Source organism: Qipengyuania huizhouensis (assembly GCF_019711635.1).
In the GTDB taxonomy this organism is placed as follows: Bacteria; Pseudomonadota; Alphaproteobacteria; order Sphingomonadales; family Sphingomonadaceae; genus Qipengyuania; species Qipengyuania huizhouensis.
The window spans coordinates 289,957-312,275 of the sequence record NZ_JAIGNT010000002.1 but is presented as its reverse complement, the minus strand read 5'-3'; the positions used below and the strand labels follow the sequence as shown (position 1 = coordinate 312,275).

21 protein-coding genes are annotated in these 22,319 nt (G+C 63.6%); 16 read left to right on the top strand and 5 right to left on the bottom strand.

The window, feature by feature from the left end:
* The first annotated feature begins 1 nt into the window (after position 1).
* Genes cpaB through K3180_RS03975 form a run of 13 tightly spaced genes read left to right on the top strand, consistent with a single transcriptional unit; the run spans position 2 to position 11,816 of the window.
* Positions 2-931, top strand: a complete 930-nt coding sequence (cpaB, locus tag K3180_RS04035) for a Flp pilus assembly protein CpaB (protein ID WP_221538380.1) — start codon at positions 2-4, stop codon at positions 929-931.
* Entirely contained in the window at positions 915-2,372 is a 1,458-nt protein-coding gene (locus tag K3180_RS04030) for a type II and III secretion system protein family protein (protein WP_247710278.1), read from the top strand. The genes cpaB and K3180_RS04030 overlap by 17 nt, the downstream gene beginning before the upstream one ends.
* Positions 2,362-2,658, top strand: a complete 297-nt coding sequence (locus K3180_RS04025) for a hypothetical protein (RefSeq protein ID WP_221538379.1) — start codon at positions 2,362-2,364, stop codon at positions 2,656-2,658. The genes K3180_RS04030 and K3180_RS04025 overlap by 11 nt, the downstream gene beginning before the upstream one ends.
* Before the next feature lie 15 nt (positions 2,659-2,673).
* Positions 2,674-4,233, top strand: a complete 1,560-nt coding sequence (locus tag K3180_RS04020) for a TadE/TadG family type IV pilus assembly protein (protein WP_221538378.1) — start codon at positions 2,674-2,676, stop codon at positions 4,231-4,233.
* Entirely contained in the window at positions 4,230-4,724 is a 495-nt protein-coding gene (locus tag K3180_RS04015; protein WP_221538377.1) for a TadE/TadG family type IV pilus assembly protein, read from the top strand. The genes K3180_RS04020 and K3180_RS04015 overlap by 4 nt, the downstream gene beginning before the upstream one ends.
* A complete protein-coding gene (locus tag K3180_RS04010; RefSeq protein ID WP_221538376.1) occupies positions 4,721-5,299 on the top strand; it encodes a TadE/TadG family type IV pilus assembly protein in 579 nt (192 codons plus the stop codon). Before K3180_RS04015 ends, K3180_RS04010 begins: the two co-directional genes overlap by 4 nt.
* A gap of 7 nt (positions 5,300-5,306) precedes the next feature.
* On the top strand, positions 5,307-6,491 hold the full coding sequence (locus K3180_RS04005; protein WP_221538375.1) for a CpaE/TadZ family protein: 1,185 nt from the start codon (positions 5,307-5,309) through the stop codon (positions 6,489-6,491).
* Positions 6,492-6,495: 4 nt separating this feature from the next.
* Complete coding sequence (locus K3180_RS04000) at positions 6,496-7,884, top strand: TadA family conjugal transfer-associated ATPase (protein WP_247710277.1); 1,389 nt, start codon at positions 6,496-6,498, stop codon at positions 7,882-7,884.
* Between the two features lies 1 nt (position 7,885).
* The gene (locus tag K3180_RS03995) at positions 7,886-8,887 is read left to right on the top strand and encodes a type II secretion system F family protein (RefSeq protein ID WP_221538374.1); all 1,002 of its coding nucleotides are present in this window, start codon (positions 7,886-7,888) and stop codon (positions 8,885-8,887) included.
* A gap of 1 nt (position 8,888) precedes the next feature.
* Complete coding sequence (locus K3180_RS03990) at positions 8,889-9,860, top strand: type II secretion system F family protein (RefSeq protein WP_221538373.1); 972 nt, start codon at positions 8,889-8,891, stop codon at positions 9,858-9,860.
* A 2-nt stretch (positions 9,861-9,862) separates the two neighbouring features.
* On the top strand, positions 9,863-10,648 hold the full coding sequence (locus K3180_RS03985) for a hypothetical protein (protein ID WP_221538372.1): 786 nt from the start codon (positions 9,863-9,865) through the stop codon (positions 10,646-10,648).
* A gap of 14 nt (positions 10,649-10,662) precedes the next feature.
* Positions 10,663-11,118, top strand: coding sequence for a prepilin peptidase (locus K3180_RS03980; protein ID WP_221538371.1), 456 nt, complete (start codon positions 10,663-10,665; stop codon positions 11,116-11,118).
* The gene (locus tag K3180_RS03975; protein ID WP_221538370.1) at positions 11,115-11,816 is read left to right on the top strand and encodes a hypothetical protein; all 702 of its coding nucleotides are present in this window, start codon (positions 11,115-11,117) and stop codon (positions 11,814-11,816) included. Before K3180_RS03980 ends, K3180_RS03975 begins: the two co-directional genes overlap by 4 nt.
* 16 nt (positions 11,817-11,832) lie before the next feature.
* Here K3180_RS03975 and K3180_RS03970 read toward each other — a convergent pair whose 3' ends face one another.
* Positions 11,833-12,516, bottom strand: coding sequence for a PilZ domain-containing protein (locus K3180_RS03970; RefSeq protein ID WP_221538369.1), 684 nt, complete (start codon positions 12,514-12,516; stop codon positions 11,833-11,835).
* Positions 12,517-12,765: 249 nt separating this feature from the next.
* Here K3180_RS03970 and K3180_RS03965 point away from each other — a divergent pair, with 249 nt between their 5' ends.
* Positions 12,766-14,178, top strand: coding sequence for an MATE family efflux transporter (locus K3180_RS03965; RefSeq protein ID WP_221538368.1), 1,413 nt, complete (start codon positions 12,766-12,768; stop codon positions 14,176-14,178).
* A 1-nt stretch (position 14,179) separates the two neighbouring features.
* Here K3180_RS03965 and K3180_RS03960 read toward each other — a convergent pair whose 3' ends face one another.
* Positions 14,180-15,013: a mechanosensitive ion channel family protein gene (locus tag K3180_RS03960; RefSeq protein WP_221538367.1), complete on the bottom strand. Its 834-nt coding sequence runs from the start codon at positions 15,011-15,013 to the stop codon at positions 14,180-14,182.
* 219 nt (positions 15,014-15,232) lie between these two features.
* On the opposite strand from K3180_RS03960, the gene groES reads away from it, so the two are divergent.
* Together groES and groL are read left to right on the top strand one after the other, a co-directional pair.
* Positions 15,233-15,520 (top strand): co-chaperone GroES, encoded by a 288-nt coding sequence (groES, locus tag K3180_RS03955; RefSeq protein ID WP_221538404.1) that lies wholly within the window; start codon positions 15,233-15,235, stop codon positions 15,518-15,520.
* A gap of 55 nt (positions 15,521-15,575) precedes the next feature.
* Positions 15,576-17,219, top strand: a complete 1,644-nt coding sequence (gene groL / locus K3180_RS03950; protein ID WP_221538366.1) for a chaperonin GroEL — start codon at positions 15,576-15,578, stop codon at positions 17,217-17,219.
* Between the two features lie 124 nt (positions 17,220-17,343).
* Here the strand turns inward: groL and K3180_RS03945 are convergent, their stop codons facing one another.
* The 3 genes from K3180_RS03945 to K3180_RS03935 all read right to left on the bottom strand — a co-directional run bounded on the left by K3180_RS03945 (position 17,344) and on the right by K3180_RS03935 (position 22,278).
* Positions 17,344-19,545 carry a DUF305 domain-containing protein gene (locus tag K3180_RS03945; RefSeq protein WP_221538365.1) on the bottom strand — a complete coding sequence of 734 codons (2,202 nt, stop codon included), beginning with the start codon at positions 19,543-19,545 and terminating at the stop codon, positions 17,344-17,346.
* Positions 19,546-19,636: 91 nt separating this feature from the next.
* A complete protein-coding gene (locus tag K3180_RS03940) occupies positions 19,637-20,929 on the bottom strand; it encodes an acyl-CoA dehydrogenase family protein (RefSeq protein WP_221538364.1) in 1,293 nt (430 codons plus the stop codon).
* Positions 20,929-22,278 carry a phosphotransferase gene (locus tag K3180_RS03935; protein ID WP_221538363.1) on the bottom strand — a complete coding sequence of 450 codons (1,350 nt, stop codon included), beginning with the start codon at positions 22,276-22,278 and terminating at the stop codon, positions 20,929-20,931. Before K3180_RS03935 ends, K3180_RS03940 begins: the two co-directional genes overlap by 1 nt.
* Positions 22,279-22,319 lie beyond the last annotated feature (41 nt).

Below are 22,319 nucleotides of genomic sequence, written 5' to 3'. Positions count from 1 at the left end.
TATGAGAGGCCGAAATCTTGCTGTTCTAGGAATAGCTATAGCGATCGGGTTGATTGCGGTCTTCTTGGCCAACTCTTACTTTTCAGGCGTACAGGAAGCCGAAGAGCGCAAAGCTGAAGAAATGCAAATGGCGCGCATCGTCGTCGCATCGCAGGAAATCGCTTTCGGTAATCCGCTCACCGACACGAACACTCGTCTCGTGAACTGGCCTGCCAGCTCGGTTCCGACGGGCGCCTTCACCAGTTTACAGGAAGCTGCGAACGGCCGCGTGGCGCTGCGCCCGATCACCCCGGGCGAACCGATCCTGGCCAGCAAGGTCAGCGGCGCGGGCGGCCGCGCCACGCTGTCCGCCAATCTCCCCGAAGATATGCGCGCCGTCTCCATCCCCGTGAACCGGGTGGCCGGCGTTTCCGGCTTCGTGCGACCGGGCGATGTGGTCGACGTGATGCTGACTCGCCAGATTCCCGGCGATGGATCCAGCACCAACGACAAGATGACGCATGTCGTACTCGAAAACGTGCTCGTCCTCGCTACCGACCAGGTGGCGGATGAAAAGAGCACCGAACCCGCCGTCAGCCAGACGGCCACCTTGCAGACCGATCTTTACGGCGCGCAGAAGCTGGCGCTGGCCCGCGAAGTGGGCACCTTCACCTTGGCGCTGCGCAATGTCGAAAACCAGGAAGTCGGCGCGACCGAAACGGTTGTGCTCTCCGACCTCGGCGGGGCGGGCTATCGCATCTACGGCCGTGGCAACAGCGGCGGCAGCGATGCCGGTAGCCGCGATACGCAGCCGGTTATCAATATCACCCCCGCCATGCTGGGCGGCAGCACGCAGGCCACGCGCACTGCGAGTGCACCGAGCCGCCCGCGCGGACCAACGATGGCAATCATCCGCGGCACGGAAAGCCAATCCTATGAAGTGGAGCGTTAAGATGGCTCGCCTGAAGAAGCCTCTCGCCGCGATCGCCCTGGCACTGGCCGGGACCGCACTGGCCCCAAGCGCCGCTACGGCGCAGGTTTACGGACAGGGCGGCGCGAACATCCATGCCGGTACGGTGGATATCGCCGTCAACAAGAGCCAGGTGCTGACCGCCGATACGGCGATCGACCGCGCGATGATCGGGAACGAGGAAATCGCCGATATCTTGCCCGTATCCAGCAATTCGATCTATGTGCTGGGCAAGGCCGTGGGCACGACATCGCTGACGCTGTACGACCGCAGCAACCGCGTGATCGCGGTGATGGATATTTCCGTCGGCCCTGATGTGGCGGGCCTGCGCGAACAGATGGGCCAGCTGATGCCCGGCCAGCCGGTGGAGAGCCGTGTTTCCAACGGTGCCATCGTCCTGTCCGGAACGGTCAGCGATGCGGGCGCAGCCTCCCGCGCAATGCAGCTTGCCCGCGCCTATGCGCCGGAAGACAAGATCGTGAACCTGATGACGCTGGGCGGCAGCCAGCAGGTGATGCTGGAAGTGCGCTTTGCCGAAGTATCGCGCAATATCGGCAAGGAACTGGGTTCTTCCATATTCTTCGGCAATGGCACCGATGTGGAAGGGGCCATCGGTAATGGCGCGGGCAATTTGCCCAACGGCAACCCGCGCCTCGACACGATCCAGGGATCCTTCGGAATTATCCGCGGCCTCTTCAACGATGTCTTCGGACTTTCGATAGATGCCACGCTGGATGCGCTGGAGGAAAAGGGCCTGTCCAAGACGCTGGCCGAACCGACGCTGATCGCGCTTTCGGGTGAAACCGCCAGCTTCCTTGCGGGCGGCGAATTCCCGATCCCCGTGGTGCAGAGCGGCGGAGGCGGCGGGCAGGACGGCAACAATGCCGTGACGGTGGAATTCAAGCCCTTCGGCGTCAGCCTGGGCTTCACGCCCACAGTGCTTTCCGACAAGGTCATAAACCTGGTGGTGGAGCCAGAGGTATCCTCCATCGACCAGGCCGCATCGATCAATATCGGCGGATTGCAGATTCCCGGCCTCCAGACCCGGCGCGCCAGCACCGTGCTGGAACTGCGCGACGGGGAAAGCTTTGCCATCGCCGGCCTGTTGCAGCGCGATTTTTCGACCACGGTCAACCAGGTGCCGCTGCTGGGATCGATCCCGATCATCGGATCGCTGTTCCGTTCCTCCTCCTTCCAGAAGGGCGAAACAGAATTGCTGATCATCGTGACCCCGCGGCTGGTGGCACCGATCAAGCCCGAACAGGTGCGCCTGCCGACCGACCGGATCTACGACCCGAGCGAGGCCGACGTGCTGTTGCTGGACGGCGAAGGGTACAAGCCCCGCCCGCTGGAGCCGATTACCGGCGAACTTCCCGCGGATGGCGAAACGGCCACTGCCGAAGGAGACGGTTATGAATATTGACGCAAAGCGCATCCTGCCGATCGCGGGCGCGGCTCTGGCCCTTGCGGCCTGCACCAATAATGACGGGCGGCTGGACCTGACGCAGGGCGATCCGACCTGGGGCGATGCCAACCGCGCGACCATGGCCGCGCAGGTGGTGGACCCATCGCCCGAATACGACACGCCGATCCCGCCGACTTCGGCCACCAACGCGGTGCGCGCGATCGACGCCTATAACGAAGGCAATGTCGAAGAGGTCGAAACCATCAGCACAACTCGAGCAGTATCCGGCAGCGGTCCAAACTAGGACGAGGCATGCACCATGAAGGCGGTCAGTACTAAGCGGTTTTTCGGCGATCAGAGCGGGGCGGTTGCGGCCACCTATGCACTTGCGCTGATTCCGCTGATCGCCTTTGCCGGGGTCGGGTTCGATTACGCCCGCGTGATGGGGCTGGACAGCGAATTGCAGAACGGCGCCGACCAGGCCGCGCTGGCCGCAGCCAGCCAGCTGGACGGCCGGACCGGGGCCTGTGCCCGCGCCGCCGATGCTGCATCGGGGATGCTGCAGAACCTCGCCCTGCTGTCCTCCGAAAGCCAGTTCGTGACCGTGGCATCCGAAACCACTTGCGATGGAACCGGCCAGATCCGGTTCTTCCAGGACAAGGCCAAGGCCAATGCGGCAACTACCGATGCCAATGCGAATTACGTGGAAGTGCAGGTCGATGGGCGGCGGCTGGACTATTCGCTGTTGCCGATAGTTGGCGCCTATGGCGCGGATTTGGCCGGGGTGGCCTTTGCCGGACTCGGCTCTGCCATCTGCAAGGTCCCGCCGGTGATGATGTGCAATCCGAACGAAGCGAGCGATCCCGATTTCAACACCGCGCTCTATGTCGGCAACGGTGTGCGCCTGATCGCCAACGAACAGGGCGGCCTCTACGGCCCCGGCGTGTTCGGCTATCTCGAAACGAATGCAGGCAATGGTGCGATTGCCACGGCCCGCACGCTGGGCCGGGAAATTCCGCCGGGCGATTGCGTGACCACAGATGGCGCGGACGTGAAACCCGGCCAGCAGATCAGCGTGCTCGATGCGCTCAACACGCGCGTCGGCGTCTATGCCAACGGTCTCAACAATGTTTGCGGGACGAACGACGCATCCTGCCCGCCGCCCGCCAATGCGCGCATCGACCTGCTCCAGAAAGGCGGAAGCTGCGCCATCAGCAATGGCGGCTTCCAGGTCGGCCCGAACCCCTATCGCCCGACATCGCCGGTCAACGACCTGACCGCGACGGAGGCCGCAGCGCTCGATCCGATGGGCTTCCCGCGCGACAAGTGCCACGCTGTCAGCGTGAGCGGATCGTGCATCGGCGGAACGATGGGCGACGGAAACTGGGACCGCGCCGCCTATTACCAGACGAACAGCCTTGGCAGCATCCCCACAACCTGGTCCAGCTATGGCTATAGCGAGCTGGCCGGGCGTTCCACCCCGACCCGTTACCAGCAATACCGGTGGGAATACGAACAGCACGCAGCGGGCGGCGGCCAGCTGGACAATGTCAATGTCACCGGCGGTTACAGCACCCAGCGCAGCCCGCTGTGCAACGGACCGGGCGTGCCGCCTGCCTCGACACCCGATCGCCGGGTGCTGAGCATCGCCATCATCAACTGCAATGCCGAAGCGGTGGGATCGAACACCACCGATGCCGCGATCCTGAAGTTCATCGACGTGTTCCTGGTGGAACCCTCTGCCCGCCGCGGCAACGGCTCCTCGCTGCGCACCGAGGCGAGCGACGTCTATGTGGAGGTGATCGGCGAAACCATCCTCGGCGGCGGATCCCAACAGGGACAGGAGGTCCGCAAGGACGTCCCCTATCTGATCGAATGATGCGCGCCCTCGCCTTCCTTCGCGATACGCGCGGTGCCGCAGCGGCAGAAATGGCGCTGATGATCCCGCTGTTGCTGATCTTCATGTTCGTCGGCTTCGAGGCGGGGCATTACTTCTATACCGAGCACAAGGTGATCAAATCGGTGCGCGAAGGCGCTCGCTATGGCGGGCGTTTGCCGTGGATCAACTTCCCCTGCGGGGGCAGCATCAGCGGCGCGGCGGAAAGCCAGATCAAGCAGGTGACGCGTACCGGCACCACCACCGGCACCGCGGCGCGCGTGCCCGGCATGGCGCTGGACGACATCACCGTGACCTATCGCTGCGATACGGATTACGAAAACGACGGCATCTTCAAGGGCACCACCGGCGGGGCGCCGATCCTGCTGGTGGAGGCGCGCACCGCCTATCCATCGCTGTTCGAACAATTGGGGCTGCTCGATTCCTCGATCGACGTGCAGGCCAGCGCCGAGGCCGTGGTGAACGGCATATGATCCGCGCGCGCACCTTCCTCCGCGACATTCGCGGCGCCATGGCGGCGGAGTTCGCGCTGGTGCTGCCGATCATGCTGCTGTTCCTCTTCGGCATCATGGACGTTGGCTATTACGCATGGGCGATCAACCAGGGCGAAAAGGCCACCCAGATGGGCGCGCGCTGGGCGGTGGCGACCAATCTCGTGCCCGCCGACCTCTATGACTACAGCTTCGCGGCGAGCGGCGAGGTGCCGCAGGGCACGCCCGTGCCGCAGAACCTGTTTCCCACCGTCACCTGCGATTCTGCCGGATGCAGCGACTGGGGATACGACGCGGCGGCCTTCGCCGACATCGTTTCGCGGATGCAGGATTTCAAAGCCACCATTCAGCCCGAAAACGTCCAGATCGATTACGACTGGTCGGGCCTCGGATATTCCGGAGACCCCAACGGTCCCGACGTCGCACCCATCGTCACCGTAAGACTGATCGACATGGAACACAGGCCGCTGTTCGGCCTGCTGATCGGCTCGGTGGACCTACCCGAATTTGCCTATTCGCTGACCTCAGAGGACGGCGAAGGCACGATATCGAATTGAACCAGACATGAGCAATTTCCAAAAATTCAACGCCGCGGAGACGAACAAGATGGCCGGATTGCCGGAACAGGTCTTCGTCTTCGCCCGGCCGAGCGAGCTGGACGGGCTGGAGACGCTGGCGGACACGGTGACGCTGGTCGAAATCGAACCGTCCGAGCCGCTTCCCGCCGAACTGGTGAGCAAGGCACGGATCGCGGTGATCGAGGTGGATCCCGCCGCCCCCCGCTCGCTGGCGCGGCTGGATGCGCTGCGCGAGGCGCGGCCCAACCTCGCCATCATCGCGGGCCTGCCGCAGGTCGATCTGGCGATCACGCGCCTGATGCTGCGCAAGGGCATCGGCGACGTAGTGCCCATGCCCTTCACCACCGACGAACTGCTCACCGCCATCCTCGAGGTCGAGCGGGAACAGGCCGATACGTCCGACGAGCCCGCGCCCGAACTGGCGCCGGTCTTCGCGGTGCAGAAATGCGTCGGCGGAACCGGGGCGACCACCATCGCCACCCACCTCGCCGATGCGATGGCCCGCGCGATGGGCCCGGGCCTGCGCGCCTGCGTCATCGATCTCGACCTGCAGAGCGGCGACGCCGCCTCCTACCTCGACCGCAAATCGCGCAAATCGCTGATCGACCTCGTCGAGGCCGGAGCAAGACTCGACGACGAGCTGTTCCGTTCGGTGGCGGTGGAAGGAAGCGAAACCTTCGACGTAATCGCCGCCCCGGCCGACATCATGCCGATCGAGGAACTCGACCTCGGCGGCCTCCGTTCGGTCGTGGCGCTGGCGCGCCGCAAATACGACCTCGTGCTCTTTGACATGCCCGGCGCGCTCACCAACTGGGCGATGTCGACCTTGCTGGGAGCAAACGCCGTGCTGCTGGTCGGCAACGGTTCCATCGGGGCGCTGCGCCAGGTGAAGCGCAAGCTGCAGCTCCTGCGCAACTTCGATTACCCGGAAGCGCATGTCGCCATCGCGCTCAATCACACGGCGTCCGGCCTGTTCAAGAAGATCGACCGCAAGGGCATCGAGGATGCACTCGGCCACCGCATTTCCGCCATGGTCCATTCTGACACACAGCTGATCGAACAGGCGCAGGCCCGCGGCGTCCTCGCTAGGGATGTCCAGCGCAAGAGCAGGTTTGCCGCCGATATCGACTCGCTGGCCCAACACATGCTCGCGCTGGTCGAGGAGGGCTGAGATCATGTGGAAGGTCAGACGCGGCGAGGATGCCGGGCATGCTTCGGAAATCGAAGCCCTGCACGTCCCCGACGACGAGGAGCAGGAACGCATCCTCTTCGGCGAGAAGGATAGCCAGCGCGAGGCCATGCTCGACCTGAAGGTGTCGATCCACAAGGCGCTGCTGGACCGGCTCAATCTCGGCATGCTGGACAAGACCCCGGTCGAACAGCTCAAGAACCAGATCTCCGCGATCATGCCGGAACTGATTGCGGATTTCGATCAGCCCCTGAACCGCCAGGAACGCGAGAACCTCCTCCAGGAAGTGGTGGACGAGCTGATGGGTCTCGGCCCGCTCGAACCGCTGCTGCAGGATGAGACAATCACCGACATCCTGGTCAACGGCCATAATACCGTCTTCGTCGAACGTCGTGGCCAGCTCGAACGGGTCCCGACCAGGTTCCAGGACGAAAAGCACCTGATGCGCGTGATCCAGAAGATCGTCAGCGCCGTGGGCCGCCGGGTGGACGAAAGTTCGCCCTTCGTCGACGCGCGCCTTGCCGACGGGTCGCGCGTCAATGCCATCGTCGCGCCGCTGGCAATCGACGGATCGCTGCTGTCGATCCGCAAATTCGCCAAGCAGCCGATCAGTATCGAGAAGATGATCGGCCTCGGCTCCCTGCCGCAGGAAATGGCGCAAGTGCTGGAAGCCATCGTCGCCTCGCGCCGCAATGTGCTGATCTCCGGTGGCACCGGCTCGGGCAAGACGACGCTGCTCAACGCCATGTCGACCTATATCGACGAGAGAGAGCGCATCGTCACCATCGAGGATTCGGCCGAACTCCAGCTGCAACAGCAGCACGTTGCCCGGCTCGAAACCCGCCCGCCCAATATCGAGGGCAAGGGCGAGGTCACGCAGCGCGACCTGGTGAAAAACGCCCTTCGCATGCGGCCCGACCGCATCATCGTGGGCGAAGTCCGCGCCGGCGAGGCCTTCGACATGCTGCAGGCCATGAACACCGGCCACGACGGATCGATGACCACGGTTCACGCCAATACGCCGCGCGATGCCCTGAGCCGTGTCGAACAGATGATCGGCATGAGCGGCATCGACATCACGTCCAAATCCTCACGCGCGCAGATCGCTTCGGCGCTCAACGTGGTCGTTCAGGTCGCCCGCCTGTCCGACGGACGCCGCAAGGTCAAAAGCCTTTCCGAGCTTACCGGCATGGAAGGCGAAACCATCACGATGCAGGAAATCTTCCGCTTCAAGATGACCGGACGGGACGACGACGGCACGGTGCTGGGCCACTTCGAAGCCACCGGCATCCGGCCGAAATTCCTGCAGGATGCCGAAGCGCATGGCATCAAGCTGCCGAGCGAACTCTTCCGTCCGGAAATGAGGATCGGCTGACGTGGCCGAGACCATCATCCGGATCGTTTTCCTGCTCGCCGTCTTCGTGGCGGTATTCCTGATTGCCCAAACCCTCGCGCGGTCGGCGGCGGAAAAGCGTACCTATTCGCGGGCCGTCAACCGCCGGATGACTCTGATACAGTCCGGCGCGGACCGGGACGAAGTCGTATCCCAGCTGCTCAAGAACAGCCCGCGCCAGCATCCGCATCTGCCCCCGGTCGTTCGCGGGATCGTGGAGAATTTCCAGCGCGCCGTCTTCGCCTCCGCCATTCCCGTGGGCATGGGCCAGCTGGCCATGTTCATGACCATTGCCGGGCTGGTTATCTTCGCCCTCGTAATCCTCGTGGCCGCAGGCTTCGGGGTCGGCATCGGTTTCGGCGTCATCCAGCTGGCCTTTCTGATGGCCCTCTCGCTGGCTTTCGTCCTGCCCTACCTCGTCCTGCAACGCATTGCCGCCTCACGCCGGAGAAAGGTGGAAAAGCAGTTTCCGGTCGCGCTCGATATCTTCGTGCGTGCGCTGCGTTCGGGCCACCCGGTCGCCTCGGCGATCGAACTGCTCACGCGCGAAATGGACGATCCGATCGGGACCGAATTCGGCATTGTGGCCGACGAGATCACCTATGGTTCGGACCTCGTGACCGCGCTAAACGCCATGGCCGAACGCTGGGACCTCGAAGACATGAAGATGTTCGTGGTCTCGCTCTCGGTGCAAAGCGAAACCGGGGGCAATCTGGCCGAAATCCTCGAAAACCTGGCCACGGTCATCCGCGAACGCGCGTCGATGTTCATGAAGGTCCGGGCGCTGAGTTCGGAAGGCCGGATGACGGGCTGGATGCTCACCGTCCTGCCGGTCTTCGCCTTCGTGGTCGTGTTCTTGTCCAATCCGCAATTCTATCTCAACGTGATCGAGGATCCGATTTTCATCATCGGCACGATCACGCTGTCCGTCCTCTACGTCATAGGGGTCATCACCATCCGCAAAATGGTCGATATCAAGGTCTGATATGCTCGAACTCGCGATCTCGAACTGGCTTGTACGCATACTGATCCTGGCGATCATTTTCGCCGTCGCGGTGGGCGTGGTGCTGATTGCGGTCAACTGGGCTGCCAAGCGCCGGGTACTGGGAAACCAGATCGCCCGGCTCGGCCGCGAAAACAGCATCGAATTCGAGAACAACGTGCTCGAGCGGGAAAGCGAGAGCCGCTGGGCGCAGATCGCGCAATCGATCGAATCTTCCGGCATCAAGCTGACCGATACCGAGGACGACAAGCTGCAAAAGCTGCTGAAGGCCGCCGGCTATCGCAGCAGCTCCGCACCCCGGCTTTATACGCTGGTCCGGATTGTGCTGGTGTTCGCCTTTCCGGGATTTTACCTGCTGGGTGTCGTCACCGATCCCGAACCGCCGGGAATCGTGCAAATCTATATCATCTCCGCGATCTGCGCGCTTTTCGGGTTCTACCTTCCGTATCTGTTCGTCCAGGCGAAGGCGGATCGGCGCAAGAACGAGATCATCAACGGCTTTCCCGACTCGCTCGACCTGCTGCTGGTCTGCGTCGAAGCCGGTCTCGGCCTTGAATCCGCTTTGGACCGGGTGGGCCGCGAGATCGCGACGACCCATCCGCTGGTATCGGAGCTGTTCACCGAAACCACGCTGATGATGCGGGCCGGCGCTTCGCGGGAAGATGCCATGCGGCGGATGGGCGAGAACGCGGGGGTCGATGAAATCCGGTCCTTCGCGACGCTGCTGATCCAGTCCGACAAGCTGGGTACGAGCATTTCCAGCACGCTCAGGGTCTATGCGTTGGAAATGCGCGAGGCGCGACGGATGCGCGCAGAAGAGAAGGCGCATCGGCTGCCGGTGCTTATTTCGATACCGCTGGTGACCTGCATGTTGCCCACGATGATCGGCGTTCTCATTCTACCCGCTGCCGTCGGAGTTGTGCGTGAAATTATGCCAGCAATGACAGGAGGATAATCATGAAACCTGCATCCACACTTGCGCTCGTTGCGCTCGCCGCCAGCCTGGGGGGCTGCCAGAATTTCATCCAGGCGTTCGATTTCTCGCGCCATTCCTCGGCTCCGCAATATGCCATCGGACCCGCCGATCTCGAGGAAGGCCGCGAACACCTGCGTGCAGGCCGCACCGGCAATGCACTAGCCCCGCTCCACCGCGCCGCGCTCAATCCGCAGACCAGCGGAGATGCGCTCAACGCGCTGGGGGTCGCTTACGCCAAGCTTGGCCGGGCAGATCTCGCCGAACGCTATTTCGTCGCGGCGACCCGCGTCGATGCGGATAACGAGCGGTTTGCCGCCAATCTCGATCGGTTCTACCGCAGCGATCTCGCCCGCGACAGCCGCCTGCTGTATGCACAGCGTGAAAGGGCGCGCGAAACGCTGGCCGAACTGGCGCAGAACGATCCGGTCTTACCCGCCGAACCGGTGACCGACGAACGGATGGTCATGAGCGGCGGGGAAACCCACCGGATCACCATTTCGAATGCGGCCCGTTCGCAGCGTGTAAGCGTCGGGGGACCGGTATCGGCTTCTCAGACGCAGGCGGCGAATTCCGCGCCATCACGCGTGCGCCTGTCGAGTGGCGAATTGCGGCAGCCGGCAGGTGCCGCCCGTCCGGCGGAGATCGTGCTGCGCACTGCGAATGATGCCGCGCCGCCGCGTGTCCGTATCGGCCAGTCGGCGACTGCCGGCAACTATCCGCTGCGCGTCAGACTGGCTCCGCGCCCGGCCGCGCCCGACAAGAACTAGGCCCCGCGGTGGGCGTGATCACACTCTGGCTCGGCGCGCTGGGTGCCCTCGCCGCCATCGGCGCTGGGCTGGACGCGTTCACGCGGCGCTTGCCGAATATCCTCTGCCTGGTGATGCTGGTGACCGGTCTCGGATTCGCCTTCACCATGGGCGGCTGGAGCGCGCTGGGCCTGCATTTCGCGCACGCCGCGCTCGCCCTGATGGTCGGGTACCTGCTTTTCATGGCGGGTATTTTCGGTGGCGGTGACGGCAAGTTCTACGCGGCGGTGGCCTCCTTCTACCCCTTGTGGGAAATGCTCGGCCTGTTCGTGGCGATCACCTTTGCCGGCTTTTTCCTCGCCGTATCCTGGCTGACCCTCAAGCACGCAACGGGGCTGAAAAAGCGCCTTAAGGGCGATTTTGCCAAGCTTCCCTACGGAGTTGCAATTGCGATCGGCGCGGTCGGTTACGCATTCTGGATGTCGCGATGATCCAGATGCGTCCGGACGATGGGAAGCTGGTGCCCGTACCTCCCCGACGATTTTCACGCGCCATCGTCCTGCTCGCCACCTTCGCCTGCATTCTCCTCTTCGCATGGAGCATGCGGCCTGACGGAAGCGGCAACGACAGCGGGGCAGTCGTGCGCGTCTCGCTTTCCAGCGTACCGGAAGAACGCGTGGTGCATTTCGGGCACGAGTTCCCGGTGCCTGCTCCTGCCGCACCGGACGCGGCGGTCACAGATGCAGGGGCGGATGTCGCCGGGGAAGACGAGATCGCCCCTGTCCGCATCGCAGCGGCCTCTGCTGCCAAGTCTGCGGGATCGCCGCAGAGCCAGCGCGACCAGCGGCGCGCGAATTACGCCAGGCCCGATGCGAACGGGGTGCTTCCGATCGGATACAGCCTCACCGAGGGTGTTTCATCGGTCAACGGGGGCGTCGGCGTGCCCAAGACCATCGCTGCCGAAGGCGGCGAAGCCACGGGTCTGACAATTTTCCTGATCGGCGGTTCGCTGATCGAGGTGGACCGGGGCGAACTGGTCACCGCACTCGCGCGGTTGGGGGCCGCTGACAAGGCCGGAAATCTGCCACCCGCCGGTGAGAGCGGCCGCCTGTCGCTGGACCGGGTCAGGACCGCCGGGCTGGACCTGCGGTACGATGCCATTCACGACCGGCTGGTGCTGCGCCCCTGATTGCGCAGGCGCGCGCCTATTCGCTGTCCCAGTTGATGTGGATTTCGACGCTGGTTTCCTCGACCCCGGCGGCATCGGCAATACGCTTGCGGCTTGCCCGGACGATGTCCGCAAGCGAACCGCCACTGCCTGCATCCTCTTCGGCCAGCGCGATCGCCTTGCCCAGGCCCGGCGCCCCGTAGACCAGTTCCAGCTCGCTCACACCCAGCTCTTCGGCCAGTCTCTGCATCGTCTCGTGACGCGGGCGAACCTGGTCGCCTTCCCACTTCCATAGCGTGGGCTTGCTTACTCCGACTTTCTGCGCCAGCCCGCGCATGGTATGGCCCTTGCTCACCCGCAGGCGCTTGATCCTGCTACCGAGCGTTTCATGATCTACGCCATAGCGATGGTCGGGATCATCCTCGTTCGAAGCGACATAAGTGGCCGCGTCCATTTCGTCCTGGGAAATCGGTTCGAGGAAGCTGCAACCGTAAAGGCCATCCGCAAACCAGACGACCTTGGCAGGCACGGCGCCGCTGTTCGGCAGGACGACCGCGATCGGATCGTCGAGCGACAGTTCCGCTTCGGTTCGCACCAGCATGCCATTGCGCGAGAGGTTGAGGATTTCGGCGTCGAACGCCTTGCCCGACTGCCCTACCCCCGTTTGCAGCCGAAGGACCAAACGCGGCTGGCGGCGGTCGAGATCCATCTTGTCGTTCACCGGAACCTCTCGTTTCATTGTTTTTTCGGCAAACCCGAATTGTTTCCCGAAGGCCGACCGTCTCTTTCATCCCACAACTGGCCACATGGCGCAAATCGCAAAATTCCAGGCTGTGCCGAGCGGGCGGGGCAGGTCGGAATATCCGGCAATCGTAGCGCTGTGGCCCGATGGACGAAATCCGCGTTTGAGGTCCGGCACCGATCCGCCTAAGCGGATCGGCTCTTCCGAATCGAGGGGGAGCGGAAGACCATGAGTTCCACAACTTCCTCCACGCCCCTGCCCCTCGGCAGAGAAGGCTGGCGCGGCGAAATCGCCGCGACCCTGCGGCTGAGCTGGCCGCTGGCGGCGGCGAACCTGCTGCAGATGCTGACCTATGCGATCGACGTGATCTTCATCGCGCGGCTGGGCGAGGACCAGCTGGCCGCATCGGCGCTGGCCATAGCCCTCTTCGGGCTGGTCCTTTGGGCGCTGTCGGGATTGACGGGTGCCGTCGCCGCGGTCGCGGCGGCGGAACTGGGGGAGCGCGCACCGGCGCTGCGGCCCGTGCGCCGTTCGGTGCGGATGGCGCTGTGGCTTTCGGTGATTTCGGGCGTGGCAGGGATCGGCCTGTGCCTGCTGCTCGGCCCGCTGATGCGCGTGACCGGGCAGGAACCGCAGATCATCGCCATGGCGCTCGGATACAATACGCTGCTGGTGCTCAGCCTCGTGCCGATGCTGTTCAACAATGTGCTGCGCAGTTTCGTTTCGACGCTCGACCGGCCGATCTTCGCCACCGCAATTACGGCGGCCGGCATCTTCGTGAACGCGCTGGCGAATTATGCCTTCATCTTCGGTAATTTCGGCGCGCCCGAACTTGGGCTGAAGGGTGCGGCTGTGGCGACAATCATCACCACGCTCACCACGCTGACTGCCTATATCGTCGCCATCCGGCTCGATCCGCGGCTCCACCGCTACCATATCTTCGGCCGCTGGTGGTCGCCGGACTGGCAGCGCCTGTGGCACATCACCCGCGTCGGTACGCCGATCGCGCTGACGATCACGGCCGAAGCGGGGATCTTCGGCGCTGCCGCTTTCCTGATGGGCAATATCGGCGCGACACAGCTGGCCGCGCACACCGTTGCGCTGCAAATCGCCGCGCTCGCCTTCCAGGTGCCTTTCGGGGTCGGGCAGGCGGCCACGATCCGGGTGGGCTATTTCTACGGCGCGCGCGATTCCGAGGGTATGAAGCGCGCGGGCTGGAGCGCGATCGTGATCGGTACGGGCTTCATGGCGATTACCGCGCTGGCGATGATCATCGCGCCTGAATACCTGCTCGCGATCTATATCGATCCGTGGGATCCGAAGAATGCCCCGCTGGTCGGCTTTGCGCTGACCTATATCGTGATCGCTGCCGCCTTCCAGCTGTTTGACGGCATGCAGGCGGTCGCAGCAGGCGCGCTACGCGGCCTGCAGGACACGCGCATCCCAATGTGGATCGCCGGCTTCGCCTATTGGGTGCCGGGCATCGGCACCGCGCTGGTATTGGGCTTTGCCACACCGCTCGAAGGGGTCGGCATCTGGATCGGTCTTGCGACCGGGCTCATCGTCGCCGCCGCGCTGCTCGGATGGCGCTGGCACCGGCGCGAGGCGCTGGGCCTAACCCTGCGCCCCGCCAGCCGGTAATTCACGCTGCCCGCTGGATGACCTCGCGCTGCGGGAAGGGGATGGAGAGACCGACCTGGTCGAAGCGCGCTTTCGCCGCCTCGGTCAGGTCCCAGGTCAGCGTCAGGTAATCGCTCGTGACGCACCAGACGCGCAGGCCGATACCGACCGAGCTGTCATCGAGCGAGCTTACGAAAGCTTGCGGCGCGGGATCGTCCAGCACCCTTTCGTCTGCCTCTGCCAGGGCCAGCAATTCCTTGCGCGCCTGCTCCATGCTGTCGGAATAGGCGATGCCCACGATCAGCTCGAACCGGCGGATCGGGTGGCGATTGAAATTGACGATCGCCTGGTTCCACAGTTCGGAGTTGGGCACCATCACGAAGAGCCCGTCGAACTGTTTCAGCTCGGTGGTGAACAGCCCGATCTGCTGCACCGTGCCGGTCACCGAGCCGGTGGTAATCCCCTCGCCCACCTTGAACGGCTTCTGCACGAGGATCATCACGCCGGAGGCAACATTGCTGAGTGTGCCCTGCAGGGCGAGCCCCACGGCCAGCGCCAGGCCGCCGAGCGCGGCGAGGATGCTCGTGGTCTCCACCCCGAACTGGGCGAGCACCGTTACCAGTACCAGCGCCCACAGCGCATATTTGACCACGTTGGACAGGAAATTCGCCACAGTCGGTTCGAACCGGGGAGAGCGGCTAAGTGCCTTTTCTACCCAGTTCGAAATCAGTCCTGCGACCAGCAGGCCGATCACCAGCACCGCAAAGGCCCCGGCGATCTCGATCATGTTCAGCCGCAGCCAAAGAAAAATCTGTTCCGGGATGGTAAGGGCCGAGACGGTCTGATCGGTTTGCATTCTGGTCGCTCCTGTCATAGGCGAAATGGCGGGATTCAGCGGCGCGATAGAGAGAAGCTCTCGCTCTGGCCACCCCGGGCACCGCCTCGCCCTCGGCGCAGAAATTTTTGTGAAGCCTCCCGTTGACTCTGTGCAGGCGCACACCCAAATGCGGTGCGCTGGCACTCTCGACGTGGGAGTGCCAACACCAGATCCAACCTTATGAGAAAGGTCATCAACATGGCATTTCGTCCGCTGCACGACCGCGTGCTCGTGCGCCGCATCGAAGCAGAAGAAAAGACCGCCGGCGGGATCATCATTCCCGACAGCGCCAAGGAAAAGCCGAGCGAAGGCGAAATCATCGCTGTCGGTTCAGGCGCCCGGGCCGAAGACGGCACCGTAACCCCGCTCGACGTCAAGGCCGGCGACCGCGTGCTGTTCGGCAAGTGGTCGGGCACCGAGATCAAGCTCGACGGTGAAGACCTGCTTATCATGAAGGAAAGCGACATCATGGGGATCATGGGCTGATCGCCCACCCCTTTCGCATTTCTTCGCCTAACAACCAATTCCAGGAGAAACTCCCATGGCAGCCAAGGACGTAAAGTTCGGCCGCGACGCGCGCGAAGGCATTCTGCGCGGCGTCGATACCCTCGCTAATGCCGTCAAGGTCACGCTGGGCCCCAAGGGCCGCAACGTCGTGATCGACAAGAGCTTCGGCGCACCCCGCATCACCAAGGACGGCGTCACCGTCGCCAAGGAAATCGAACTCAAGGACAAGTTCGAGAACATGGGCGCGCAGATGATCAAGGAAGTCGCGAGCAAGACCAATGATCTTGCCGGCGACGGCACCACCACCGCAACCGTTCTGGCCCAGTCGATCGTGACCGAAGGCATGAAGTCGGTCGCAGCGGGCATGAACCCGATGGACCTAAAGCGCGGCATCGATCTCGCGGTGACCAAGGTCGTCGAAGACCTCAAGAGCCGTTCGAAGGACGTGTCCGGCAGCCAGGAAATCGCGCAGGTCGGCATCATCTCCGCCAATGGCGACCGTGAAGTCGGCGAAAAGATCGCCGAAGCCATGGAAAAGGTCGGCAAGGAAGGCGTGATCACCGTCGACGAGAGCAAGGGTCTCGAATTCGAGCTCGAAACCGTCGAAGGCATGCAGTTCGACCGCGGCTACCTCAGCCCGTACTTCATCACCAACCCGGAAAAGATGACGGTCGAACTCGAAAACCCGTACATCCTGATCCACGAAAAGAAGCTGTCGAACCTCCAGGCGATGCTGCCCGTGCTCGAAGCGGCCGTCCAGTCGGGCCGTCCGCTGCTGATCATCGCGGAAGACATCGAAGGCGAAGCGCTGGCTACCCTCGTGGTCAACAAGCTGCGCGGCGGCCTCAAGGTTGCTGCGGTCAAGGCACCCGGCTTCGGCGATCGCCGCAAGGCGATGCTGCAGGACATCGCGATCCTGACCAAGGGCGAAATGATCAGCGAAGATCTCGGTATCAAGCTCGAGAACGTCACGCTCGGCATGCTCGGTGAAGCCAAGCGTGTCACCATCGACAAGGACAACACCACCATCGTCGACGGTGCCGGTGACGAAGGCGACATCAAGGCGCGCGTGAATGAAATCCGCACGCAGATCGACAACACCAGCAGCGATTACGACAAGGAAAAGCTGCAGGAACGTCTGGCCAAGCTGGCTGGCGGTGTCGCAGTGATCAAGGTCGGCGGCGCGTCGGAAGTCGAAGTGAAGGAACGCAAGGACCGCGTCGACGACGCGCTGCACGCAACCCGCGCAGCCGTCGAAGAAGGCATCGTCCCGGGCGGCGGTACTGCCCTGCTCTACGCCACCAAGGCCCTCAACGGTCTCGAAGGCGAGAACAGTGACCAGACCCGCGGCATCGACATCGTTCGCCGTGCACTGCAGGCACCGGTTCGCCAGATCGCGGCCAATGCCGGCCACGACGGCGCGGTTGTTGCAGGCAAGCTGACCGACGCCAATGACGACACGCTCGGCTTCAACGCCGCGACCGACACCTACGAAAACCTCGTGGCTGCCGGCGTGATCGACCCGACCAAGGTCGTGCGCACCGCACTGCAGGACGCAGCTTCGGTTGCCGGCCTGCTGATCACCACCGAAGCAGCCATCGTCGAGAAGCCGGAAGACAAGTCCTCCGGCGGCGGCGGCATGCCCGACATGGGCGGCATGGGCGGTATGGGCTTCTAAGCCTTACCGACCAGCCGAACGGCTAGAAAACACGAAGGCCCGGCGGAGCGATCCGCCGGGCCTTTTCTTGTGCTGTGAGCACTCAGTGTGAAGTGGCGAAGTGACGCCCCTCCCGCGCCGGGACCTAGCCGCCCTTGCGGCTCGCCTCGGCAGCCGCGATCACGTCTTCAGGCCAGGTCACCTGCGTCTGGGTCTGCGGGTTGAAGACATTGCCCGGGTATTGCGCTGCTTCGGCGGCGGCAATTTCCTCGGGGGTCAGGAACTCGCTCGGCTCCAGCGCGAACACATCCAGACCGCGGCTGATCTCGGTCGCGTAGATGCGGCCGTCGTACCAATAGGCGCTCCAGTAGCCGCCGGTGACGAGCTGGTCCTCGTCCACCGGGCCGCGGTCGAAATAGGCGATCTCGACCGGATTGGACGCATCGGTGAAATCGATCACCGAAATGCCGCCCTGATACCACGCCTGCACGAAGATATCGCGGCCCGGAACCGGGATGATCGAGCCGTTGTGTGCGACGCAGTTCTCCTTGTCGCCCTGCGGCGCGGGCAGCTTGTACATCCCGCGATAGCTCAGCTTGCCGTCCTCGATGGCATAGAAGGCGTCGGCGCCCCAGTTGGTGGGATCGCCCGCCTGGCAACGAGGACGTCCGCCGCCGCCCCATTCGTCAGTGAAGAGGACCTTGGTGCCATCGTTGTTGAAAGTAGCCGAGTGCCAGTAGGCAAAGCCCTTGTCGGTCACGTCGTCGATCCGGACCGGCTTCATCGGGTCCGAAATGTCGAGGATGATGCCATTGCCCGAGCACGCGCCCGCCGCGAGGTTCTTTGCCGGGAAGACGGTGATGTCGTGGCACTGGTTGGTGACATTCGTATCCTGCGTGCCGTCGCCATGATCGCCGCCGCGCCAGAGGCCGGCGATCTGGCCGTCGCGCGCGAAGACCCGCGGGCTGTCGACGATGCGCGCAGCCGCCGGATTGGCGACGGGGATCTCGACGACGTCGATGCTGAACAGCGCGGTCTCGTCACCCGCCGTGTCGAAACAGCCTGCCAGTTCCTCATTGTCGCGGACGTAGGAGGTGCCGGAATTGTAGAGCACGATCCGGTCGGCGTCGGAGCTCACGATGGAGTGGGTGTGGCTGCCGCGGCAGGTCTGGACGAGACCGACCTGGCGCGGGCGGGTGATGTCCGAAATATCGAAGATGCGCAGGCCGCGGAAGCGATCTTCGCTGACTTTGCCGGTCACGCCCTCGAGGCCGCAATCGATACGAGCGCGGCTGTCCTGCACGCTCATCACCAGGAGATCGCCGACGATGGAGACGTCGCCCTGCCCGCCGGGGCAGACGATCGAGGAAACGAGCTGCGGCACGCCGTCTTCGCCGAGGCGATAGGCGTTGAAGCCGTGATAATTGCCCGCGACCATGAGATCGCCCGAGAAGGCGATATCGGTATTGGCGAAGCTGAGCAGCGATCCACGCTTGCCGAATTGTGGCTTTTCTTCCTCTTCCTCGCCGTCCGCTTCGGTGCCGGAGGGCTTCTCTTCGTCCTCGTCCTTTTCGATCAGCGGTTGCAGCTGGGCCGGGTTCTCGGGATCGAAGAAGCCGGTCGGCTTGGGCTGGGCCGCGACCAGGCGGAGGTTGGAGATCGCCTGCTCCGCATCGCGGAAGCCCGCCGCAAGCGTGGCACGCGGATCGGTGGAGAGTTCGGCGAGGACCACGTTCATCCGGTCGATCTCGGCCTGCTGGTCGCTCACCACCTCGTTGGTGAATTCGAACATCACCGGCTCGTAGGCGCTGCCCGGCGCATCGTGCAGGCGTTCGACCATGTCGAGCGCACCTTTGTGATGGGCGATCATCAGCTGGAGGAACAGACGGTCGAACTCGGTCCCATTGGCCGCGGCGAGCGCCGCCATTTGCTCCGCAGTGGCCATGCCCATCATAGCGTGGTGGCTGCTGTGGCCCTGATGCCCGGCGTGGCTCATTTCAACCGGCTCGCCGCGCGCTTCGAGCCATTCGCGCATGAACTTCATTTCGTCGTTCTGGCCCGCCCCGATGCGGTCGGCGGTCTTGAGGATCGCGTCGTTATTGGTGCGCGCCTCGACCAGATCGGCCATCTCCACCGCCTGCTGGTGGTGGACGATCATGCCCTGCATGAAGGCAACGTCGGCCGGTGAATAGCGCGTGTCCGAAAGCGCGATTGCCTGCGCCTCGTCGATCACACGCGGCGCCTCTCCCGGAGCGCCGGGCAATACGATCGGCGCCCCTTGCGCAAGAGCGGCGGTGGAAGTCGATACAAGCAGGCCGGTCGCGGCGACGCGAAGGAAGGTGTTCATGTTATAAGTCCCCAAGAATTGCAGGCCTGAGAGAGGCAAATGTAACGCCCACGGTCAAGCGGGAGTTCTGCGAACGACATGAGGATGCGGATCAACCGGCCGCGAACTCGCCCTTGCGCGGCCCCAGATAGCCGAAAAGATATGCCCCCACTTTCCGCATCTGGATTTCCTCGGCGCCTTCGGTGATGCGGTAGCGGCGGTGGTGGCGATAGATGTGTTCGAAGGGCTTGTGCCGCGAATAGCCGATCCCGCCGTGCGCCTGCATCGCGCGGTCGGCGGCTTCGCACACCAGCCGGTTCGCCCAGTAATTGCACATGGAGACCTTGTCGGAGATCGTCTTCTCGATCTCCTCATGCGGCATGTTGTCCATCTGCCAGGCGGTCTTGTAGATCAGCAGGCGGAGCATTTCGCATTGCGTCGCAAGCTCGACCAGCGGGAACTGGATCGCCTGGTTGCGCGCCAGTTCTTCTCCGAAAGGCTTGCGCTGGCGGGCATAACGAACGCTTTCCTCCACGCAGTATTGCGCCGCGCCGAGGCTGGAGGCGGCCTGCCGGATGCGGTTCTGGTGGACGAAGCTCTGGGCCAGCGCGAGACCCCGGCCCTCCTCACCGAGGATCGCGCTGTCAGGCACCCAGACATTCGTGAACGACAGCCGCGGATGATCGGTGGGCATGTTGAAAGTCCACATCCACTCTTCGATCTTCAGGCCTTCGGTCGGATTGGGCACGAGGAAGCAGGTGATCCCCTTCGCATCGCCCGCCGTCCCGCCGGTACGGGCGAAGAGCGCGCAATGCGTGGCGACATGCATGCCCGTGATCCACATCTTCTCCCCATCGATGCGCCAGCCGTCGACGCCGTCACGAACCTCTCGAACTGCGACGGTTGCCATATGGGTTGCGTCCGAACCGTGACCGGGTTCGGTAAGGCCGAAAGCGACGCGGCGCCTGCCCTCGAAGCCGCCGAGGATGAACTCCTGTTTCTGTTCTTCGGTCCCGAAGGTGTCGAACATGGTGACGAAGGGGAAGTTGCCGACGATCGAATGTTCGTTCTGGAGATCGTTGTGGAGGCCCAGCCCGCGCTGTGCGAAACGGTCGCGGATCACCGCCATCCAGAGGTTCGATCCGTCCTTGCCGCCATATTTCTTCGGTGCGGAGAAACGCCAGTGGCCCGCCTTATCAGCCAGTTGCCGCGCCTGATGCAGCAGATCCTCCCACTCGGGGCTCGGCAGTCCGCCCCGCTCCCAATCCGTCCGCGAATTCTCGCGGCGATAATCGAAGAAACGGACGTTGTCGTCTTTCGCGACGAGCGGTTCGATCTCGGCCTCGATGAAGGAAACCAGCTCGGCATAGTAATCTTCGAGTTCCCGGGGGATGGTGAAATCCATCAATCTTCTCCAAGCCATTTCCGACGCGCGACCGCGAGCGAGGGGTATTTGGGTACGTCGGCTTCGAGCTTGTCCAGCGCTTCGGCACGTAACCTTGCAAGCAACCCAGGCTCGTCCAGCCAGACGTCTCCAGCCAACAACGCCGCAGCCAGGTCGATGTCGGTCGCCCGCGCAAGCAGCGCATCGTCACGTTTAATCATGCCGAGCGCGTTGCGCGCAACGGCGAGCTGGAAGCGATCATGTCCTTCCATCCGGTCCTTTATGGTGCCGAGCCATTCAGAGACTGCGCGCGCGATCTCCCCGCTTGTGGCTTCTCCCGGTCCGGACTTGGTCGGTCGAGACGCGGTAACCGGCGCCCTTTGCTCGGCTTCGGGAGCCTCTTCTTCCAGCAAAAGCAGCAAATCGAGTTCCTGCTCGCTGGTCCGCCGTGAGATGACGACCCGTTCCAGCATCCGGTCGTCGCCGCTGCGCCACATCTGCGCATTCCTGAGGCAACCGAGCGCCCACCAGACCGTGCGGTAGATCGTCCAGAAACGGAAGCGTGCACGATCGACCGGCCTGCCGCCGGCTGCCTCATAGGCTGCGAAATAGTCTTCGAGGGCGCCCAACCCCAAGGCGGGCCTTTCGTAGGAGCCAAAGCGCCAGACCGGCATGCAGCCGAAAGCGAGATCTTCGTGCCAGTCGCCGAAATGCGCCAGCTCCCAGTCGAGCACGCCTGCGAGCTTTCCTTCCTCGACAAGCAGATTGCCGAGACGAAAATCCCCGTGATTGAGCACCGGTTCGACAGGAGCAGGGCAATTATCCGCCAGCCACTTCAGGCCGAGCGCCAAAATGGGGCGGTCGCCGCCAGCCTCCTCGAACTGATCCTGGAGCTTCGCGATTGCCTCCTCGTAGTCCATGACCGGTACATTGCCAGGCACGTCGTTGCGGGCGATTGCATGGATGCGGGCAAGTTGAGCTGCACATTCCGACAACAGGCGTTCCGGTTCCGCCATTGCCAAAATGGCGCGCGGATCGGGCGTGCCTGGAAGAGCGCGCATGACGAAACCGCTCCCGATATCGTCCTCGCCACGCAGCTCGACCACAATTTCCGGCGCTCGCACCCCTGCCGCGGCGGCCGCACGGATAATGGCAGCTTCGGTATCGTGCCCGAAGGGTCGGTCTTCGAGGAACGACATGCTTGGGGCCCGGCGAAGGACATATGGCTCTCCATCCGCCTCGAAGCGCCAGCTTTCCATGGTCGCCCCGCCGGTCAGCCGGGCCAACCCACCGGGCGCACCCAGTCCGGCGCGGCGCAGCGCACTGGTCAGTCCGGCTTGCAGCTGGCTCACGCCATCGCTCTCTCCCATGGACGGCACTGTGGCGCATCGCAGATTGCCTCACAAGTCCC

Coding starts and splice junctions, on each gene's coding strand:
- cpaB (WP_221538380.1), top strand. CDS start 2: ATGAGAGGCCGAAATCTTGCTGTTCTAGGAATAGCTATAGCGATCGGG.
- K3180_RS04030 (WP_247710278.1), top strand. CDS start 915: ATGAAGTGGAGCGTTAAGATGGCTCGCCTGAAGAAGCCTCTCGCCGCG.
- K3180_RS04025 (WP_221538379.1), top strand. CDS start 2,362: ATGAATATTGACGCAAAGCGCATCCTGCCGATCGCGGGCGCGGCTCTG.
- K3180_RS04020 (WP_221538378.1), top strand. CDS start 2,674: ATGAAGGCGGTCAGTACTAAGCGGTTTTTCGGCGATCAGAGCGGGGCG.
- K3180_RS04015 (WP_221538377.1), top strand. CDS start 4,230: ATGATGCGCGCCCTCGCCTTCCTTCGCGATACGCGCGGTGCCGCAGCG.
- K3180_RS04010 (WP_221538376.1), top strand. CDS start 4,721: ATGATCCGCGCGCGCACCTTCCTCCGCGACATTCGCGGCGCCATGGCG.
- K3180_RS04005 (WP_221538375.1), top strand. CDS start 5,307: ATGAGCAATTTCCAAAAATTCAACGCCGCGGAGACGAACAAGATGGCC.
- K3180_RS04000 (WP_247710277.1), top strand. CDS start 6,496: ATGTGGAAGGTCAGACGCGGCGAGGATGCCGGGCATGCTTCGGAAATC.
- K3180_RS03990 (WP_221538373.1), top strand. CDS start 8,889: ATGCTCGAACTCGCGATCTCGAACTGGCTTGTACGCATACTGATCCTG.
- K3180_RS03985 (WP_221538372.1), top strand. CDS start 9,863: ATGAAACCTGCATCCACACTTGCGCTCGTTGCGCTCGCCGCCAGCCTG.
- K3180_RS03975 (WP_221538370.1), top strand. CDS start 11,115: ATGATCCAGATGCGTCCGGACGATGGGAAGCTGGTGCCCGTACCTCCC.
- K3180_RS03965 (WP_221538368.1), top strand. CDS start 12,766: ATGAGTTCCACAACTTCCTCCACGCCCCTGCCCCTCGGCAGAGAAGGC.
- K3180_RS03960 (WP_221538367.1), bottom strand. CDS start 15,013: ATGCAAACCGATCAGACCGTCTCGGCCCTTACCATCCCGGAACAGATT.
- groES (WP_221538404.1), top strand. CDS start 15,233: ATGGCATTTCGTCCGCTGCACGACCGCGTGCTCGTGCGCCGCATCGAA.
- groL (WP_221538366.1), top strand. CDS start 15,576: ATGGCAGCCAAGGACGTAAAGTTCGGCCGCGACGCGCGCGAAGGCATT.
- K3180_RS03945 (WP_221538365.1), bottom strand. CDS start 19,545: ATGAACACCTTCCTTCGCGTCGCCGCGACCGGCCTGCTTGTATCGACT.
- K3180_RS03940 (WP_221538364.1), bottom strand. CDS start 20,929: ATGGATTTCACCATCCCCCGGGAACTCGAAGATTACTATGCCGAGCTG.
- K3180_RS03935 (WP_221538363.1), bottom strand. CDS start 22,278: ATGGGAGAGAGCGATGGCGTGAGCCAGCTGCAAGCCGGACTGACCAGT.